General features: G+C 73.9%; 8 protein-coding genes. 3 read left to right on the forward strand and 5 right to left on the reverse strand.

Annotation, left to right across the window (positions count from 1 at the left end):
- Nucleotides 1-192 precede the first annotated feature (192 nt).
- Both ACFVGO_RS08480 and ACFVGO_RS08485 read right to left on the reverse strand, forming a co-directional pair.
- Complete coding sequence (locus tag ACFVGO_RS08480; protein WP_380631161.1) at nt 193-7,758, reverse strand: LamG-like jellyroll fold domain-containing protein; 7,566 nt, start codon at nt 7,756-7,758, stop codon at nt 193-195.
- A gap of 285 nt (nt 7,759-8,043) precedes the next feature.
- Nucleotides 8,044-9,696, reverse strand: a complete 1,653-nt coding sequence (locus tag ACFVGO_RS08485; RefSeq protein WP_380631162.1) for a phospholipase — start codon at nt 9,694-9,696, stop codon at nt 8,044-8,046.
- Between the two features lie 466 nt (nt 9,697-10,162).
- On the opposite strand from ACFVGO_RS08485, the gene ACFVGO_RS08490 reads away from it, so the two are divergent.
- The gene (locus ACFVGO_RS08490; protein WP_359903112.1) at nt 10,163-10,657 is read left to right on the forward strand and encodes a universal stress protein; all 495 of its coding nucleotides are present in this window, start codon (nt 10,163-10,165) and stop codon (nt 10,655-10,657) included.
- A 226-nt stretch (nt 10,658-10,883) separates the two neighbouring features.
- On the opposite strand, the gene ACFVGO_RS08495 is transcribed toward ACFVGO_RS08490, so the two are convergent.
- The 3 genes from ACFVGO_RS08495 to ACFVGO_RS08505 all read right to left on the reverse strand — a co-directional run bounded on the left by ACFVGO_RS08495 (nt 10,884) and on the right by ACFVGO_RS08505 (nt 15,640).
- The gene (locus ACFVGO_RS08495; protein ID WP_359903115.1) at nt 10,884-12,221 is read right to left on the reverse strand and encodes an MFS transporter; all 1,338 of its coding nucleotides are present in this window, start codon (nt 12,219-12,221) and stop codon (nt 10,884-10,886) included.
- Nucleotides 12,222-12,356: 135 nt separating this feature from the next.
- Nucleotides 12,357-12,713 (reverse strand): metalloregulator ArsR/SmtB family transcription factor, encoded by a 357-nt coding sequence (locus ACFVGO_RS08500; RefSeq protein ID WP_359903118.1) that lies wholly within the window; start codon nt 12,711-12,713, stop codon nt 12,357-12,359.
- 155 nt (nt 12,714-12,868) lie between these two features.
- The gene (locus ACFVGO_RS08505; protein ID WP_380631192.1) at nt 12,869-15,640 is read right to left on the reverse strand and encodes a SpaA isopeptide-forming pilin-related protein; all 2,772 of its coding nucleotides are present in this window, start codon (nt 15,638-15,640) and stop codon (nt 12,869-12,871) included.
- Nucleotides 15,641-16,016: 376 nt separating this feature from the next.
- Here ACFVGO_RS08505 and hcp point away from each other — a divergent pair, with 376 nt between their 5' ends.
- Together hcp and ACFVGO_RS08515 are read left to right on the forward strand one after the other, a co-directional pair.
- Nucleotides 16,017-17,687 carry a hydroxylamine reductase gene (gene hcp / locus ACFVGO_RS08510; protein ID WP_359903121.1) on the forward strand — a complete coding sequence of 557 codons (1,671 nt, stop codon included), beginning with the start codon at nt 16,017-16,019 and terminating at the stop codon, nt 17,685-17,687.
- Entirely contained in the window at nt 17,684-18,733 is a 1,050-nt protein-coding gene (locus ACFVGO_RS08515) for a 2Fe-2S iron-sulfur cluster binding domain-containing protein (protein ID WP_359903124.1), read from the forward strand. The genes hcp and ACFVGO_RS08515 overlap by 4 nt, the downstream gene beginning before the upstream one ends.
- Nucleotides 18,734-18,808 lie beyond the last annotated feature (75 nt).

The raw sequence follows: 18,808 nt of genomic DNA on the forward strand, positions 1-18,808 counted from the left end.
GGGGTGTAAGGAAGGCGTTGTTGCAGGAGTAGCCACCGTTACCCATACCACCCCCGCCAGATGGGAAGCGGGGGCCGGGCGGAGGGGGGCAGGGGCGCGCCATCGACCACGCGCGGGCGCGGCGGACGGACCCGGGGTCCGGTCCTGGTGCGGGCGCCGCGGAACGGGCCCGCCCGCACCAGGACCTCGGGCTCAGGCCTCCACGCCGTAGTACTGGGCGAGGAACCCGATCACGTCGTCCGCGTGCGGGAGCAGCTCGGGCAGCTCCCGGGCGAGCGTCGTGCGGGTGGCCTCGGCCAGTTCGGGCAGTCCGGTGGCGGCGGACTTCACGTACGGGTCGAGGCGGCGGACGAGTTCGTAGTTGCTCTCCACGTCCAGCTGTCGCATGGCCTTCTCCAGCGCCGGCGCGTCGGCCGGCGGGATGTCGGGCAGGACCCGGCTGACGAAGGTGACCCGGTGCAGGACCCGCCAGCACGGCGGCTTGCGGTCGGCCTGTCGGGCCTGGCGCAGCGCCGCCGCGTTGGGGTCGTGTCCGTTCTCCAGCCAGACCGGGTCGACGACCTTGTGGAAGAAGCTGTCGAAGTGTTCGCTGTCCTCCCCGAGGTAGAAGCTGAGGAAGCGGTAGGCGTCCACCTTGCCCGGCACCTTGACGGGGTTGCCGTCCCGGTCGAAGACCGGGTTGCGGTCGGTGTCGTAGCTCTGCAGGTTGCCGCTGGGCGCGACCTCCACCTCCAGTCCGAAGGAGCGGGTGGCCTCCTTGCCCCGGGCCCGGGTGGCGGTCATCCCGCCGCCCACGGAGGCGTCGAGCTGGGCGCCGACGCCGATGCCGGCGATCTGGAAGGAGGTGCCGATCGAGGTGCCCACGGAGCCGGAGAGCGAGTACGAGCCGGCCGTGGTCTCGCTGACCACGTCGGTGGTCTCGGTGGTCTCGGCGAAGAAGCCCCCGGCGGCCGTCCACACGTAGGTGTTGACCAGGTCGCGCCGGGAGAAGCCCTGTCCGGTGGCGCTGTCGGCGGTGTCCCGGCCGCGGGCCGGCGAGGCGTCCGCGCCGATGGCGCCGCCGAGCACCCGGCCGGCCCGCTGGGCGAGCGGGTCGGGGGCGTGGGTCTCGGTGGAGACGCTGTCGTAGTAGCTGTGCAGGCGCTGCTGGTCGCGCTGGATGCGGCGCTTGAGCGCGTACGCCTCGCGGGGCTTGAAGTAGCTGTACTCGCCCCGTTCGCGGGCGCCCCGGTAGTCCGGGTCGGCGACCTTGCCGCGTTCGTCGAAGCCGACGGTGCCGTCCAGGGTGCCCTGCTTGGTGTAGCGCGGGTTGATCGGGAAGGGGACGACGTTCCAGTCCTTGGGGATGTCCGGGTTGGGCTGGATGCGGTAGGCGACGAGGGAGCCGGTGTGCGCCAGGCGCAGCGCGAAGACGTCGGCGGTCTGCGACTGGACGACGGCGAAGCCGGTGTTGGCCGGGACGTACCGCCGCCCGGCGGTGGGGTTGAGCACCCGGCCCGGGTCCTCCCAGTGGCCGGTGAGCGCGACCTTGGTGGTCCGGGCGGTGTTCTCGCCCTGGGAGACGGAGGTGTCCTCGGCCCAGCTGTTGGAGAACTCCAGGTTGCCGCGCACGCTCGCCGAGACGCCGCCCTTGGCGATGGACTTGGCGATGCCGAAGCCGAGCGGGGCGGTGATCATCCAGACGTCGACGTCGACCTCGTTGGAGAGCGCGAAGCCGAAGGCGGCGTCCACGCTGCGCTCCTTGGCGGAGGACAGCGAGCGGACGACCTGTTCGGCCTCGGTGAGTTTGACGGTGGAGGCGCCCTCGAAGGTGTCGCCGCCGGGGTCGGTCAGGCCCGCGGTGAGGTTCTCCGAGGGGATCGGCGGGGCGCCCTCGACGTAGCCGATCAGCTGGGGGTCGAACTGGATCTGGCTGACCCATTCGCTGACCAGTTCGCCGACCTTGTAGCCGGTGATCAGGTGCCAGCGGCCGTCCTGGAGGTAGCTGTAGGCGCGCTTGAGGACGCCGAACGCCTCGCCGCGCGAGCCGTACTGCATGTCGGCGTACTCGGCGACGGCCGGTGCGGCGCCGATGCTCTGGTGGAACGGGGTGCGCAGGCCGGCCAGGGCGGAGCGGACCTGGGCGGCGTCGTTGGAGACCGGCGCGCTGGACAGCACGGTGCGCGGGCGGGTGGCCTCCGGGCCGAGTTCCAGGTGGTTGCCGCGCAGGCCCTCGTCGCGGACCTGGGCGGCGCCCGCCTCGGTGGAGTCCCGGTCGAACGGCCAGTAGGCGACCAGGTCCTCCTTCTCGCCCTTGAGCCGGGTGAACAGGTTGTCCAGCAGCTGCTCGTGGGTGCGGGCGGTGCGCCAGATCCGCACCTCCTCCAGCACGCCGGCGAACGCCTCGGCGGGCTTGCCGTCCTTGAGCACGGCGCCCAGGGTCAGCTGCGGGTCGCCGGCGGCGGCGAAGGCGGTGGTGTCGGGCAGGCCAGGGGTGCCGTCCGGGTCGCAGGCCACGGCGACGCCGTTGCGGTACAGGCGGAAGACGCTGCCGCGCGGGTCGGGGTTGCGCACCCAGCGGGCGCCGCGCAGTCGGGCCGGGTGCGAGCCGGTGGCGTCGGCCGTGGTGCCGCCCGCGTTCTCCTCGAAGCGCCAGTGCGCGACCAGGCCGCGGTCGCGGGCGGTGACGGGGGTGCCGAGCCGGGCGGCGTCCCGGGCGGCGCCCCAGATCCGGACCTCGGCGAGCACCCCGGTCAGCTGCTGGACGGTGGCGCCCTCGCGGGCCCGGCCGAGCTCCAGCGGCGCGTCGTTGCCGCGCGGCCCGGAGCCCTCGTAGCGGCCGGCGCCGATCTCCCGGCCGTCCAGGTGGAAGCGGATGTCCTGCCACTCGCGCACGGCGAGCGACTCGACCAGCTCGACGCTCCGGGTGACCGGCTTGCCGTCGGCGCCGGTGGCGGTGATCTGCTGGGTGCCCTTCTGCTCCTGCATGGAGCGGCCGCCCTTGCGGACCACGGCGATGCGGTGGAAGCGCCCGGCCGTCACGCCCTCGGTGGAGGTGAAGCGCACGGCGCGGCCGTCGGGCTCCTCGAAGGCGAACTCCAGCCGCCCGTCCGGGAGGACGGCCAGCCGGTACGGCACGCTGCCGCCGACGCCGTCGGCGGTGCGGCCCTTGGAGAGCAGGCCCTGGGTCTCGCCGAGCCGGTCGACGCGGGCGAACACCTCCAGGGTCAGGTCGTCGGCGATGTCCAGCGCGTCGTCGTCCGGGACTTCGAGGTGGGCGTCGCCGGTCAACTCGACTGCCCAGGACTGCTGGTAGGCCAGGGCGAGGTGGCTCCACTCGCGCAGCGGGAAGGTCTCCCGGCTGACCACCCGGCGGTCGCCGACGGCCGCGACGGCCCGGTAGCCGCCGTCGGCGACCGGTGAGCGGGCCGGGACGGGGGTCGGCATGCCGCGCAGCTCGGCGTCGCGGTTGTTGCCGGAGCGGTCGGCCAGGACGGGCTGCGCACCGGAGGCGGGCGCGGAGTACGTCCAGTAGCCGAGCAGTCCGGACTCGGTGCCCTTCAGCCGCTTCCCCTGGTCGGCCCGGAGCTCGTCCCCGCCGCGGGCCCTGGACCAGAGCCGGACCTCGTCCAGCCGGACGGAGGCGAACTCGCGGGGCCAGCAGAGCACGGTGCCCAGCGAGAGGCGGCCCTGCCCGCGGTACGGGGCGTTGGCGGTGCGCCGGGCGATCTCCCGGCCGTCCAGGTGGATCACCTGCTGGCGGGTCTCGCGCTGGAAGACGCAGGCCCAGTGGTGCCACTTGGTGTCGCCGAACACCTGGGTGGTGTCCAGGTCGTCGCCGTAGAAGGCGAAGGTGAAACGGCCGTTCGAGCGGAAGCCGATGTGCAGGCTCTCGTCGGCCCGCCCCTGGTCTCCGCTGTGGCCGAGCACGAAGTGGTCCCGGGAGTCGATCATGGTGCGCTGGGCCCAGAACTCCACCGTGAAGTCGCCGTCGCCGAAGCCGAAGGCACCGGGCACCACCGCGGCGTCGTCCGTGCCGTCGAAGACCAGCCCGGACGTCCCCCGGGTGCCGAGCAGCCCGAGGCCGTACGGGGTGTCCCCGGCGTTGGCGTGCAGCAGCCGCACCGGCCCCTCGACCCGCTCCGGGTTGATCCAGGCCTCCAGGGTGAGGTCGCCCGGGGTCGTGGCCCGGGGCAGCTGCCCGGCGGGCAGGGCGAGGAAGCGGCCCTTGCCGTCGAAGGCGTAGGCGCGGCCCGGCATGTCGGCCCGCCAGCGCCCGCTGTGGCCGCGCACCAGCCCGTCCGCGCTGCCCAGCGGCAGTTCGGCCAGGCCGCCGGGGTCGACGGTGATCAGCCGGGAGCCCTCGGCGAGGGTGCTGCCGGGCTGCGAGGACTCGGACCAGCGGTGGTCGTAGCGCACCCGCTGCACGCTCATCCCGGGCGTCAGCAGGGTCGGCTCCGCACCCGCGCCCAGGCGCAGCGACTTCGACCCGGCCGGGTGGCTGCCGTCGAAGCGGAAGCCGTGGCCGCCGACGGTCACGAAACCGGGGCCGGCCAGCGGGGCGAGGGTGCCCTCGGTGAACTGCACCACGTCGCCGTCGATCCGCAGCACCGTGCCGATCGTGACGGGCTGCTCGGCCGCGCCGTTCACCACCGCGGCGAAGTCCTCGGCCCGGCGCGGCAGATGGGACCACTTCTCGGTCTGCCCGTCGTGCCGGATCGTCAGGGTGACCTGCGCCGGCCCGTCCCCGGCTTCGACGGTGATCCCGGTCGGGCCGAGATCGGTGGCCGCGTCCCGGGCCGTGAAGGAGACCGTCCGTCCGCCGGAGGGCAGCTGCCGGGAGGAGCGCAGCACCTGGGTGTCGTAGTAGGCGGCGAAGAACTGGCCGTTCCCGCCCCGGAAGTAGAGCACCACGTTGCCGGTGGCGCTGTCCAGCAGGAACGGGCGGTCGGCGGCGCGGGCGAAGCCCAGCAGCGCGCCGGACCCGCTCAGCCCGGTGCGGTCGACGGTGAGCTGGGGCACCGGCAGGGCGATGTCGTCGGATCCGCGCACCCCGCCGGTGAGCCGGCCCAGCTCCTCCTGCTTGGCCGCGAGTCCGGCCTGCTGGGCGGCCAGGTCGCGGCGCAGCTGGGCGAGCCGGTCCTGCTTGACGGCGAGCAGTTCCAGGCGCCGGCCGAGTTCGGAGATCCGCTGGTTCAGCCGGTCGGTGGCGGGGCTGGTCCTCAGCGAGCTGTCGATCCGCTCCAGGGCCAGGACGCCCTCGCCGGAGGCGTTCGCCGTCGAGTAGTCGTACTGGACGATGCGGTCGCCCTGACTGTCCCGGGCGGCGACCAGCCTGCTGCTGCGGCGCACCACCAGGCCGGTGCCGTTCCAGGTGTCGAGCGCGAAGTGGGTGGAGTCGTTGTCGGCCTCCCGGTCGTACTGGATGATGCGGGCGTCGTTGCCGGTCTCACGGCCCGCGACGTTCATGTCGAGCCCGGAGTTGGCGTTCCGGACGAAGTAGCAGGTGACGCCGTTGAGCGTGGTGCCGGTCGGCTCGAAGGTCCAGATCGTCGACGCGGCCTGCCGGTCGGCGGTGCGCACCAGCGGGGCGACGGCGTCCTTGCGGTTGCCGTCCACCGCGAGGTACTGGTCCTTGCCGTCCCTCTGCAGCTTGAACCGCAGCCGGTAGCGCCAGTTGGTGACGTCGTTCTCCAGCGTGGCGCGCGCCTCGGCCCGCTGGCGCTCGATGTCCGGGATCTCCGCGGTCTCCAGCTGGAGGCGGGTGATCTCGGCCTCGGTGCCCGCGATGTCCCGGGTCAGCCGGGCCACCTGGGCGTCCACCTCGCCGGCCGCCTCCACGTTCCCGCTGGACTCCGGAGCGGCCAGCACCGGCAGGGCCAGTTCCTCCGGGACCTGCGCCAGCCGGCCGTCCCGGCCCACGCCCAGGTCGACGGTGGCGACGTAGGCCTCCTCGGTGGCGGCGCCGGTCACCGGGTCGGGCCCGCCGGTGGTGCAGGCGAGCAGCACCCTGGCCTGGCGCTTGACCGGCTTGGCCGTCCGCTCGTAGCCGGCCGGCGCGGTCTCCTGCTGGTGGTGCAGCAGCGCGGACAGGCCGGAGACCACCCGGCGCCCGGTGAAGGCGAAGCTGCTGCGGCTCACCCCGGGGTCCTCGCCGACCGGGGCCTCGGAGGTGACCCAGGCGGGTCCGCCGCTCAGCGCGGCGTGCCGGGCGTGGTCGGTCTGGTCGTGCAGCGTGGCGCCGGAGCCCTCGTCGAAGCGGTAGTAGGCGGCCAGGCCCGGCTCGTTGCCGATCAGGCGCCGGCCGCGGTCGGCGGCGATCTCCGCACCGCCGCGCGGGCGGAGCCAGATCCGCACCTCGTCCAGTTCCGCGCGCCCGAACGACCGCGCACCACGCCCCAGGGTGAGCCCGCCGAGGCCGGCGTACGGCATGTCCGTGGTGCGGCGGCCGAGTTCGACGCCGTCGCGGTAGACGATCTGCTCGCGGGTGTCCCGGACGAAGACGCAGGCCCAGTGGTGCCAGTCGGTGTCCGTCCAGCGCTGCGGCAGGTCCAGGTCGTCGTGGAAGAAGGCGAAGGTGAAGGTGTCGTCCGGGCGGAAGCCGATGTGCAGGGTGCGCAGCCGGACCCCCTTGGAGGCGCCGTGGCCGATCAGGAAGTCCTCGCGGCCGCCGGTGGCGGTGCGCCGGGCCCAGAACTCCACCGTGAAGTCGCGGTCGGCCAGGTCGAGGGCGCTGCTCGGCAGTTCGGCCACGTCGTCGACGCCGTCGAAGCGCAGCGCCGTCCCGGCGCGGCCGCCCTCGCCCGCCGCGGGCACCAGCGGCCTGCCGGTGAACGGGCAGGTGCCGGGCGCGCCCTCGTGGACGGCGCTGCGGTAGCGCGGGTCGGGGCTGGTCCAGGCCTGGGTGCCCTGGGTGTTGAACAGGCCGTCCCGGCTGCGCTCGACGCTGAAGCCGTCGATCCGGCCGGTGGCGTCGTTGTGCGCGAAGACCTGCCAGCGCTCCCGGCCGTGCACGGCGGTGGGGACCAGCAGGGCGGTGAAGCGGCCCTCGGAGAGGTTGCGGACGAAGGACAGTTCCTGGGTGGGCTCGACGAACGGCTGCCCCTCCATGTCCTGGGTGCCGAGGCTGTCCTTGGCGGAGTCCGGGCGGCCCTTGTGCCGGCTGCGCCGGTAGCGGACCTCCAGCACCGGCTTCAACTCGCCGCCGGCCAGGACGAAGCGGTCGCACAGCAGGGTGGCGTCGACCACCGGGACCTTGGCCTCGCCGCCCTTGGCCAGGTGGTCGGTACGCGCCGGGTCGCCCGAGGAGCCGGCGCCGTCGGCGAGCCGGAACACCGCGTCGGGGTGGTCGGCGCGCACCGACTGGCGCAGCACGTACAGGTGGGTGCCGTCGGAGAGGACGTGGAAGGGGGCGGCGGCGCCGAGCCGCGCGGTGCTGGACAGGAACCGGTCCAGTTCCTGCTCGTCCAGCCGCTCCGCCGCGTCCGCCTCGACCCGCCCGCCGCGCTTGACGACGGGCATCCGCACCGTGCCCGCCACCGCGTAGCCGACCCGCGCCACCTCGGAGGGGAAGCGCAGTTGCAGCGGGTCCTCCGACCAGTACGCCGCGTCGGCCTCGCCCTTCGCCTCGTCGTGCTGCGACAGGTCCAGGACGCTGTAGACGATGCGCCGTTGGTCGTCCATCGCGAACGCGACCGTGCTGCCCTGGTGCCGCACGGTCGTGGTGTGCACGTAGGCGCGGTCGCTGTAGACCTTCGCCAGGTGCTGCGTCTCCGTCAAGCTTCCACCTCACACCCGGTGGCCGCGGGGTCACCGGCGGCCACACGATCAACACGGATCGTGTCCACGCTCTCACCGGCCGTGACGGTCCATCAAGATGCTTTCGCGCCATGACACACGGGTGATCACGCCACCGCTCTTCCACCTCTCGAACGGGAAGTCGAATCACCGCTCGTCGCCCGCGGCGCGCGACCGCGGAGGGCGGGCCCCCGCCCCGGGATTCCGGAGCGGGGAGCCCGCCGGCCGGACGGCAGGCATCAGGCGTCAGGCATCAGGCACCGGGCGTCAGGCGCGGCAGGTCCCGGTGGACCAGTCGACGGTCGCGGCGGCCTGCGAGTACTGCCACTCGGGCCCGAGCAGGTCGCGGTCGAGCTGCGCGGCCGCGTCGCGGCTCTCGACGATGTAGCCGAAGTCCTGCAGCCAGGCCGGGTACAGGTTCTTCGAGCCGATGTAGAAGGCCGAGTCGTCGACCGAGACCAGCTTGTGGTGCAGCGCGTACGGGTGCCCGTCGGCCCAGGTGGCGGTGGGGGCGGCGCGGAAGGAGGCGAGCTGGAGGTTGCCGCAGAGGGCCGCGGCGGCCTTGCCCTGGTCGCCGGTGAGCGAGGTGAGCCGGGCCTTCAGGACGTCGCTGATCTCGGCGAGGGACTTCATCTGCGAGTAGCCTCCGCTGCCCACGGTGCCCCGGTTGGCCGGGTCGCTGACCACGATCCGCACCTTGACGCCGGCGGCCAACTTGGCGGCCAGCGTGTCGTAGAGCCGGGAGTCGTAGCGCGAGAGCGGCGGACAGGTGCCGTTCAGGTCCTGCTGGGAGATCTCGACGTGCCGCTGGGCGCTGCCGACCAGGGCGCGCAGGGCGTTCTCCTCGGGGTTGACGGTCTCGTAGTCGCGGTCGGCGTTGGTGTTGTCGTGCAGGGTCAGCGGGCCGCACTTGGCGTCCGCCGCCCCGGGGACGGGACCGGGCTGGTAGCGGGAGGAGGGGTCCGCGTCCTTGATGCCGACGCCGAGGCCGCCGACGGCTATCACCGGGACGTTCCCGGCGGCGGGGGCGGGCGGGTTGAGCTCGCGTTCGATCGAGGGGCGGCAGGCGCCACCGTCCGAGGAGGCGAACCACGCGTTGTCGAGCAGGCCGGTCCGGCCGCAGGTCCACTCCCACAGGGTGTCCAGGTAGCGGCCGGCGGAGGTCGCGGCGGGGCCGGTGAGCGCGAGGTCGACGTCCGAGACGGGGTGCGCGGTGTCGAGGTAGTCCTTGCTCCAGCCGTTGATGCCGCCGGTGAGGACGGTGCGCCCGTCGACCACCAGGAGCTTGGAGTGGTTCCAGGAGAAGGCGGTGCGCGAGGCGGTCATCGAGGCGATGTTGAGGCTGACCGAGGAGGCGGCCGGTCCGAGCTCGGCGACCAGCTCGTCCCGGTAGCGCGACGGCAGCACGTTGGCATTGTACAGCGGCGCCGCGCCGACCAGGATGCGCACGACCGGGCGGTGCCCGGCGGCGACCGAGGCCTTGAGCCCGGCGACCAGGGCCTCCTCGAATCCGCCGTCGGGGAACGGCGCGAGGCTGGAGACGTCGACGGTACGGGTGGCGGCGGAGACGTCGGCGGTCATCTTCGCGAGCAGCGCGCGGGTGCCGGGCCGGTCGGCACAGGTGGCGTCGCCCCAGCAGGCGGGCGTCTGGAACAGCCAGCCGGCGGGGCCGCCGGCCCGGTCGGCGCCGGCCAGGGCGTTGCCGTCGGTGCGCTGCCAGACCGTGCCCTCCAGGCCGGGCGACACCTGGCGCAGCACCCGCTCGACGGCGTCGAGGTGGGCGGTGTCCGTGCCCTGCGCGGGCGCGGGGTCGGCGTGGGACGGCGCGGCCGGCAGGACGGTGAGCAGGGTGCTGGCCGCGACGGCGGCGAGGGCACCGCGCAGAGCGCGGCGGGGTCGGCGGGAGCCGGGACGGTACACGTGAGGATCCTTCAGAACATGGCAGGCGTCGTGCTGTTCGCCTACGAGACACCCAGAGACTACCGGCTGGTAACAGGCCGTCAAACTTGGGCATGACAAGAGCGTGGACGGGGCCGGCCGACCCCGGCGGGATCCGGCCCACGCCCCTGAGCTGCACCGACGCCGCCGGCCGAGCAGCCGAGCAGCCGTCCGGCAGCTGTTCGCCGCCCGGGGAGATCACGCCGCGGGCGGCGGTCGGCGCGCAGCGCGGTCCGGCCCGGCCCGGCCGACGGAGGAGCACGGACATGCCGCCGCGCCGTTGCTGGAGGATCATGAAAGCAGTGGACGCGCCGGTCTCCGCGCCTCCCCGGATCCGCCGATTCACCGAGTCGCCGAGTCGCCGATTCACCGATTCACCGATCCACCGATCCACCGGATCCGCCGAGCCTGTCGGTCCGCTGCCAGGCCTCACCTCCTGGAGGTCCCCGTGAACAGCTCACCCGCGTCAAGTCCCGCCGGGCCGATCGTCGTCGGTACGGACGGCTCGGAGCACGCCCGCAGGGCCGTGCTCTTCGCCCTTCGCGAGGCACAGCTGCGGAGAGTGGGCGTACGGGCCGTCTGCGCCTTCGGCGGCCGACACGCCGATCCGCCGGACCGGGCCATGACGGGCTGGTTCCGCCCGAGCGGCGATCCGGAGCCGCATCTGCACGACGCCGTCGCCCGGGAGGTGACGGACCTGGTCGAGGAGCTTCGACAGCAGGTCGGCGAACCGTACGTCGAGGTCGAGGTGCGCTGCGAGCACGGCCGCCCGGCTCAGGTCCTGCTGGAGGAGAGCCGGGACGCCGGCCTGCTGGTGGTGGGCACCCGCGGTGCCGGCCGCTGGGGCCGGCTCGCCCTCGGCTCGACCAGCACCGAGATCGTCCACCACGCCCACCTCCCCGTCGTCGTCGTACCGCCCGAGCCCGGCACCGCGCCCGGGTGAACCCCTGCGCCCGGCGTCCCGTCGAGGGCCCGCACACGTGCGCCGGGGAAGGCCGGCGTCTCCGTGGTCACCGTGCGCGGGGTGGCGTTCGCCGGGTCGCGGAGCACCCGGTGCGACCGCCCCGCCACGAGATCGATCCCGCCCGCGGCCGTCACGCCGGACGGCGAGGCGCTGCCCGCCTTCCAGGACACGCGGGTCGGCACCGGCACACCAGGTGTCCGTCCGGTCAGCCGGGGACGGTGGCGCCGCCGCGTTTCCCGCTCGCCGCCACCGCGGCCGGGCCCGTCGTCCCGGGCACCGCGCGCCAGGCGCGGGCGGCGAGTACACCGGAGGCGAGGGCCACGGCGCCGAGGGCGACGGAGGCCGCGGTGAGGCCCAGGGTGGCGCCGAGCCAGCCGGCCAGGGGGTAGGTGAGCAGCCAGCAGCCGTGGGAGAGGGAGAACTGGGCGGCGAAGACGGCGGGAAGCTCCTCGGCGGCCACCGAGTCGCGCAGGACCCGGCCGGTGGGGGTGAGGATCAGCGAGCCGACCGCGCCGAACGCCGCCCAGACGGCGAGCAGGACGGGCCAGCGCCAGGCGCCCGGCCCGGCGGCGGTCAGCGCGGCGAGCAGGGCGAAGAGGCCGACGATGCCGAAGGCCGCCGGGAGCATGACGGTCCGGTCCGGCAGCCGGTCCAGCACCCGGGGCAGCAGCAGCGCCACGACCATCGACCCGGCCCCGTAGGCGCCGAGCGCGATCGGGACGTCGGTGGCGGGGCGGCCGAGCGGGCCGCGGACGTAGACGACGGTGTTGACGATCACCATCGCACTGGCCGCGGCCGCCGCGAGGTCCAGGGCGAGCATCGCGCGCAGCCGGGGCACGGCGAGGAACAGCCGGGTGCCGCGGACGGACCGGGCGAGGACGCCCCCACCGGGCCGCGCCCGGTCCCGCTTCGACCGGTCCCGCTTCGACCGGACCGGCTCCGGGCCGCCCTGCCCGACCGGCTCCGGCCGGACCCGCTTCGGCAGGGCGGCGGAGAGCACCAGGACGGCGGAGGCGAGGAACCCGGCGGCGGTGCCCCAGAACAGCCAGTTGTAGCTGATCAGCGCGAGCAGGGCGGCCGCGAGCACCGGGCTGACCAGGCTCTCGGTGTCGTAGGCGAGCCGGGACAGCGACAGGGCGCGGGTGTACGCGCGCTCCTCGGGCAGCACCTCGGGGATCACCGACTGGAAGGCCGGGGTGAAGGCCGCCGAGGCGGATTGCAGCACGAAGATCAGGACGTAGACCTGCCACACCTCGGTGACGAAGGGCAGGGTGAGGGCGACGCCCGCCCGGGTGAGGTCGGAGGCGGCCATCAGGCGTCGGCGCGGGATGCGGTGGGCCAGCGCGGTGACCACCGGGGCGATGCCGACGTACGCGAGCATCTTGATCGCCAGTGCGGTGCCGAGCACCGATCCGGCGTCCGCTCCGGCGAGGTCGTACGCGAGGAGGCCGAGCGCGACGGTGGCGAGGCCGGTGCCCACCAGGGCGACGATCTGGGCGGCGAACAGGTGCAGATAGGTGCGGTTGCGCAGCACGGACAGCATGGAGGACCCCGCTCGGACTGGGCGCGGCAGGACGACACGACCAGGATAGGTCAACATGTGCACGCATGTGCACATGTTGACGAAAAGGCGGCCCGCACCCCGGAGGGCACGGGCCGCGGAGCCGGAGGGTACGGGTCAGTCGTGCGGGGGGAGCTCGCCGAGCTGGTGGTCGGCGACGCTCAGCGCCTCGTCGACCAGCCGGCGCAGGTGGCCGTGGCGCAGCGCGTAGACGACGCGCCTGCCGTCCTTGCGGGTCGTGACCAGGCCGGCCAGCCGGAGCTTGCCGAGGTGCTGGCTGACCGACGTCCGGGGGGCCCCGGTCGCCTCGGTCAGCGTGGTCACGTCGGCTTCACCGGCGCTCAGCCGCTGGAGCAGGGCGAGCCGGGTGCGGTCCGCGAGCAGCGCCAGGATGCCGGCCGCGGCCTCCAGCCGCTCGTCGTCCCGATGCTCCTGCGCATGGTGTGCACCTGATATCCGAAGGCTCCCGCTCATGGCGCCATCGTAGGGCCCCGGGCCGGCCTGCCGAAGCGCCGCGACACCGGCCCGGGCACCGCCCGGCCGGAGGGGCCGCCATGGGCTCCTCCGGCCGGGTCGTCGTCTCACGCGGTCACGAGCTCACGCGATGACGAGCTCGCGCGGTCACGAGCTCACGCGTTCATGCCCCACAGGAAGCCCGGCACGGGCGTGTAGCGCACGTACGGACTCCACTCGTCGCCCGGCGGGCAGGGGGTGGGCGGGCACGGCGGCGGCGGGCACTTGCTGTCCTCCACCGTGATCGCCACGCACGGGCAGTCCTTGCTCAGCCCGACCTCGGTCACCGGGTGCTGCGGCAGGCTGTAGCCCTCGGGCGCGGAGACCTCCTGCCAGTAGTACGTGCCCAGCGGGAGACCGCTCGCGGAGCAGACACCCGACGCCGGCGTGACGCACGGGGAGCCGACGGCCGTGTCGGGGTTGGCCCCGGAGGTCTGCAGACCGGGCACGCCGTTGCTCTCGCGCCACAGCTGGAAGACCGCGCCCGCCAGCGGCCGGCCCGTACCGGCGTCGACCTTGGTGACGGAGGTCGACCCGTTCGGGGCGGGCGTCCTCCCGTCCCGGACGGTCACCTGGATGTTCTGCCCACCGGTGTCGAGGACCACCGTCGTCACCGCGGGCCGCGGCAGGTCGTAGCCGGGCGGAGCCGCCGTCTCCTGCCAGTAGTACGTCCCCAGCGGCAGGCCGTCCGCAGAGCAGACGCCCGACGCCGGCGTGACGCACGCGGAGCCCACGGCGGTGTCGGGGTTGGCCCCGGAGGTCTGCAGACCGGGCACGCCGTTGCTCTCGCGCCACAGCTGGAAGGAGGCACCCGCCAGCGGCTGCCCGGTGGCGGAGTCGACCTTGGTGACGCCGGTGGTACCGGTGGGAGCGGTGGTCTGGGTGTCGGCGACGCCGACCGGGGTGTGCTGCCCGTTCATGTCCAGCACCACGGTGGTCACGTTGAGCTCGGGCAGCTCGTACCCGTCGGGCGGCGAGACCTCCTGCCAGTAGTAGGTGCCCAGCGGCAGGCCGTCCGCCGAGCAGACGCCCGACGCCGGGGTGACGCACGGGGAGCCGACGGCCGTGTCGGGGTTGGCCCCGGAGGTCTGCAGACCGGGCACGCCGTTGGTCTCGCGCCACAGCTGGAAGACCGCGCCCGCCAGCGGCTGCCCCGTACCGGCGTCGGTCTTCGTCACGGTGGTGGACCCGGTGGGGGCGGTGTTCGGGGTGTCGGCGACGTTGACCGGGGTGCTCTGCCCGTTGGTGCTCAGCACCACGGTGGTCACGTTGAGCTCGGGCAGCTCGTACCCGGGGGGCGGCGCCGTCTCCTGCCAGTAGTAGGTGCCCAGCGGCAGGCCGCTCGCCGAGCAGACTTCCGACGCGGGGGTGACGCAGGCGGAGCCCACGGCGGTGTCGGGGTTGGCCCCGGAGGTCTGCAGACCGGGCACGCCGTTGGTCTCGTGCCACAGCTGGAAGGTCGCGCCCGCCAGCGGCTGCGAGGTCGCCGAGTCGATCTTCGTCACGCTGGTGGAGCCGGTCTCGACGACCGGGCTCCGGGTGTCCCGGACGGTGACCGGGACGTTCTGGCCGTTGGTGTCGAGGACCACGGTCGTCACCGCGGGCTGCGGCAGGTCGTAGCCGGGCGGAGCCGCCGTCTCCTGCCAGTAGTAGGTGCCCAGCGGCAGGTCGGCGGTGGTGCAGAGGCCGTTGCTCCCGGTGGTGCAGGGGGCGCCCACCTTGGTGTCCGGGGTGGTCCCCGAGGTCTGCAGGCCCGCGACGCCGTTGGTCTCACGCCACAGCTGGAAGACCGCGCCCGCCAGCGGCTGCGAGGTCACCGAGTCGACCTTCGTCACGCTGGTCGAGCCGGTGGGAGCCGGGGGGTTGCCGCAGTCCGGGAGGTCGCCGTTGAAGGGGTAGGCGTGGAACTCGGTCCCGGTCATGCCCGAACCGGAGTTGTGCAGCAGGGTGCCGGTGGTGAAGAACCGTCCGTTCAGGCCGGGCAGGTTCATCGTGGCGGTGCTGGCCGGGTTGCCGACCAGCACGCTGCCCTGGAACTGCCCCGATCCCGTGAGGGTGACGGTCGTCGCGGTGGGGAAGTTCCACAGCAGTCGCTCGCGCAGCTGGTTCCAGGGGTCGGTGTCCTGGAGGCTTCCGCTGTAGGTGTTGATGGTGCGGGCGCCGCCCACGAGGTTGACGAGCACGGTCGCGTTCGCGGGGATTCCGGCGAACGCGACGCCCTGGGTGGAGCCGCCGCGCCCGACGATGTCGAAGTCGACGTTGAAGACCTGGAGGGCGGAGGTGCCGTCACCGGTGAACAGGGTCTGGAACCCCTGGTTGACGGCGGTTCCGGTGGCGGGGCGGGGCGTGCCGACCCCGGCGTAGCAGGCGCTGGCCGTCTGCAGCTCGCCGCGCAGCGGCGTGTAGGCGGCCACGGCCCGCGGGTCCTGGACCTTGGTGCCGGTGATGGTGCCGGTGGTCGTGCCCGCGTAGCGGACGACGCCTCCCTCGGCCAGGAGCGACTGCCCCGGGGCCACGGTGACGTTGCCTCCGGCGGTGAGGAAGTCGGCCCCGTCCGGCGGGGGGACGCGCGAGCCGACGCCGACGATGCCGATGTTGTAGACGGAGCTGACTCCGGCGGCCTTGTTCATGCTGAAGGAGCCGAGGGTCACCACGTGCCCCTCGGCCTCGGCGGCCGAGCCGCTGACGTTGAAGTCGCCGCCGACGAAGATGTTCACGCCGGCGTCGCGCCCCGCGAAGGGCCCGTTGTTGACCGGCGGGAACGTCGCCGGGCAGTCCGCGCCCAGGCAGGGCCCGAGGCCTCCCGGGAGGCCTGCCGCGTAGGCGGCCGTCGGTGCGACGAGCGACATGCCGAAGGGGACGAGCGTCAGGGCCAGGGCGGATCCCATCACCCTGCCTAGTCTTCGTCCCCAGCCGACGGCGGTCGTCGGATGCTGACTGGGCTTCACGTCAGTCCTTTCATCACATGAACATAAAGACAACCCTCGGAGTGTTCTCCTCGAAGCCCCGAGCGGCGGCGACCCACCGGTGTTTTCGTCTGAACGCTGCGTCAGGTGCACCCGATCGGACGCGCACCCAAGGACCCGCGGACCCGGCGGACCCACGGACACGGCAGGCCCGGCGCCGGTGCACCGGCAGGGTCTCCCGGCCCCGGATTGGGGTCCTCCGACCCTGATGCGCCGTCAGCACTGACCCCATCCTGGACGCGTCGAGGCCCACCCGCCGCCTCGCCCGAACGACACCACGAGTCCCCGGAGGACCCGCATGTTCTGCTTCCAGTGCGAACAGACCGACCGCACCGGCACCACCCCCGGCTGCGCCGGTCCGATCGGCAACTGCGGCAAGGATTCCCCCACTTCGGACCTCCAGGACCTGCTCATCCACGCGGTCAAGGGCATCTCCCAGTACGCCGCCAGGGCCCGCGCCCTCGGCGCCCCGGACGACGAGGCCGCCGCCTTCGTCCTGTACGCGGTCTTCACCACGCTCACCAACGTCAACTTCAACCCCACCCGCTTCGCCGCCCTGATCCAGCTGGCCGTCGGCGTCCGCACCCGGGCCAAGGAGCGCTACGAGCGGGCCGCGCGCGCCGCCGGCCAGGAGCCGCAGACGCTCACCGGGCCCGCCGCCTGGACCCCCGGGGCGGACCCGGCGACGCTGGTGGGCCAGGCCCCGGACGTCCGGGTGAACCTCGGACTCCCCCTCGTCGGGCCGGAGGTCGTCGGGCTCCGCTCGCTCCACCTCTACGCGCTCAAGGGCATCTGCGCCTACGCCCACCACGCCGACGTGCTCGGCCGCCGCAGCGCCGAGGTCCTCGGCGGCGTCGAGGACGCCCTCGCCTACCTGGCCGGCGAACCGACCGACCCCGCCGAACTGCTGGAGCGCGCCGTCGGCCTCGGCCGGCTGAACCTCGCCGCGATCGAACTGCTCGACGCCGCCAACACCGGCACCTACGGCCCCCAGCAGCCCACCACGGTGCGCACCACCCCCGTCGCCGGAAAGGCGATCCTGGTCAGCGGCCACGACCTGCGGGACCTGGAAGCCGTCCTGGTGCAGACCAGGGACCAGGGCATCAACGTCTACACCCACGGCGAGATGCTCCCCGCCCACGCCTACCCGCTGCTCAAGGCCCACCCGCACCTGGCCGGCAACTACGGCGGCGCCTGGCAGGACCAGCAGCAGGAGTTCGCCGCCTTCCCCGGCCCGATCCTGATGACCTCCAACTGCATCATCGAACCGCACGTCAGCTACCGCCGCCGGATCTACACCGCCGGACCGGTCGGCTGGCCCGGCGTCCGGCACCTCGCCGACCACGACTTCCGTCCGCTGATCCAGGCCGCCCACGCGCTGCCCGGATTCCCGGAGACCGCCGCCGAGGAGGAGGCCGTCACCGTCGGCTTCGGCCGGGACGCCGTGCTCGCGGTCGCCGACCAGGTGGTCCACGCCGTGCGGCAGGGCACCATCCGTCACTTCTTCCTGATCGGCGGCTGCGACGGCCCCACCCCCGGACGCGACTACTACACCGACTTCGCCCTCGGCGCGCCCCGGGACAGCGTGGTGCTCACCCTCGGCTGCGCCAAGTACCGCTTCAACCGGCACGACTTCGGCGAGATCGCGGGCCTCCCCCGGCTGCTGGACCTCGGCCAGTGCAACGACACCTACTCCGCCATCCGGATCGCCACCGCGCTGGCCGACGCCTTCGAGTGCGAGGTCGACGACCTGCCGCTCACCCTGGCCCTGTCCTGGACCGAGCAGAAGGCCGTCGCCGTACTGCTCACCCTGCTCGCCCTGGGCATCCGCAACATCCACCTCGGCCCCTCGCTGCCCGGCTTCCTGACCCCCGCCCTGGTCGACGAACTGGTGAAGCGGTTCGACCTGCGGGTGATCGGCGACCCGGCGGCCGACCTGGCCGCGGCCCTCGAACGGACGGCGTCATGAGCACCGCCGACCCGGCGGAGGCGACCGGCCCGCACCCCGTCACCCTCACCACCAGCGACGGCGGCCGGCTGGAGTTCGACTGCGCCCCCGGCCGCAGCGTCCTGGAGGCCGCGGCGGAGGCCGGCGCCGCCCTCCCGGCCTCCTGCCGCCGGGGCACCTGCGGCTCCTGCCACGCCTCCGTCACCGACGGCCCGTACGAACTCGGCCCGCACAGCGAGCAGGCCCTCCCCCCGGGCGAACGCGAACACGGCGAGGTGCTGCTCTGCCGCACCTTCCCGCGCGGACCGCTGACGGCCGCCCTGCCGTACGAGCAGTCCCGCATCCTGTACGGCGGCATCCCGGTCCGCGAAGCCACCCTCACCGCGGTGGAGCCGGTGACGCCGGACACCGTACGGCTGGAGCTGCGCCTCGACGACCCGGACTGCCAGTTCGACCCGGGCCGGTTCATGGAGCTCCAGGCTCCCGGCAACGAGGTCGGGCGCGCGTACTCCCTCGCCAACACCGGCAACTGGGAGGGACGCCTGGAGTTCTTCGTCCGGCTGCGGCACGGCGGGCACTTCTCCACGTACCTCGCCGAGCGGGCCCGCCCCGGCGACCGGCTCACGGTACGCGGCCCGCAGGGCGCCTTCGGCCTCCACGAGACCGGCCTGCGGCCACGCTGGTTCGTGGCCGGCGGCACCGGCCTCGCCCCGCTGCTGGCGATGGTCCGCCGGATGGCCGAATGGCAGGACCCGCAGCCCGCCCGACTCCTCCTCGGCGTCAACGAACCGCAGGACGTCTTCGGACTGAACGAACTGGCCGCCGTGGCCGCCGAGTTGCCCGGCTTCCGGTACGACATCTGCGTCCGGAAGCCGGGCCCCGACTGGTCCGGACCGACCGGCACCCCGGCCGACCTCCTGGCCGCCGCCCTCCCCGAACTCGGCACCACCACACCCGACCTGTACGTCTGCGGCCCGCCACCCCTGGTCGACGCCGTCCTGCACACCGCCGCACTCGCCGGCGTACCGTCCGACCAGATCCACCGGGAACGCTTCCTGGCCACCTGACCCCCGCCGCCCCCGCCCCTCACCCGCCCGGGCCGCCACCGACCTGATCGGCGGCGGCCCTCGACGTCCGTGCCG

Source organism: Kitasatospora sp. NPDC057738 (assembly GCF_042798815.1).
Classification (GTDB): Bacteria; Actinomycetota; Actinomycetes; order Streptomycetales; family Streptomycetaceae; genus Kitasatospora; species Kitasatospora lactacystinica.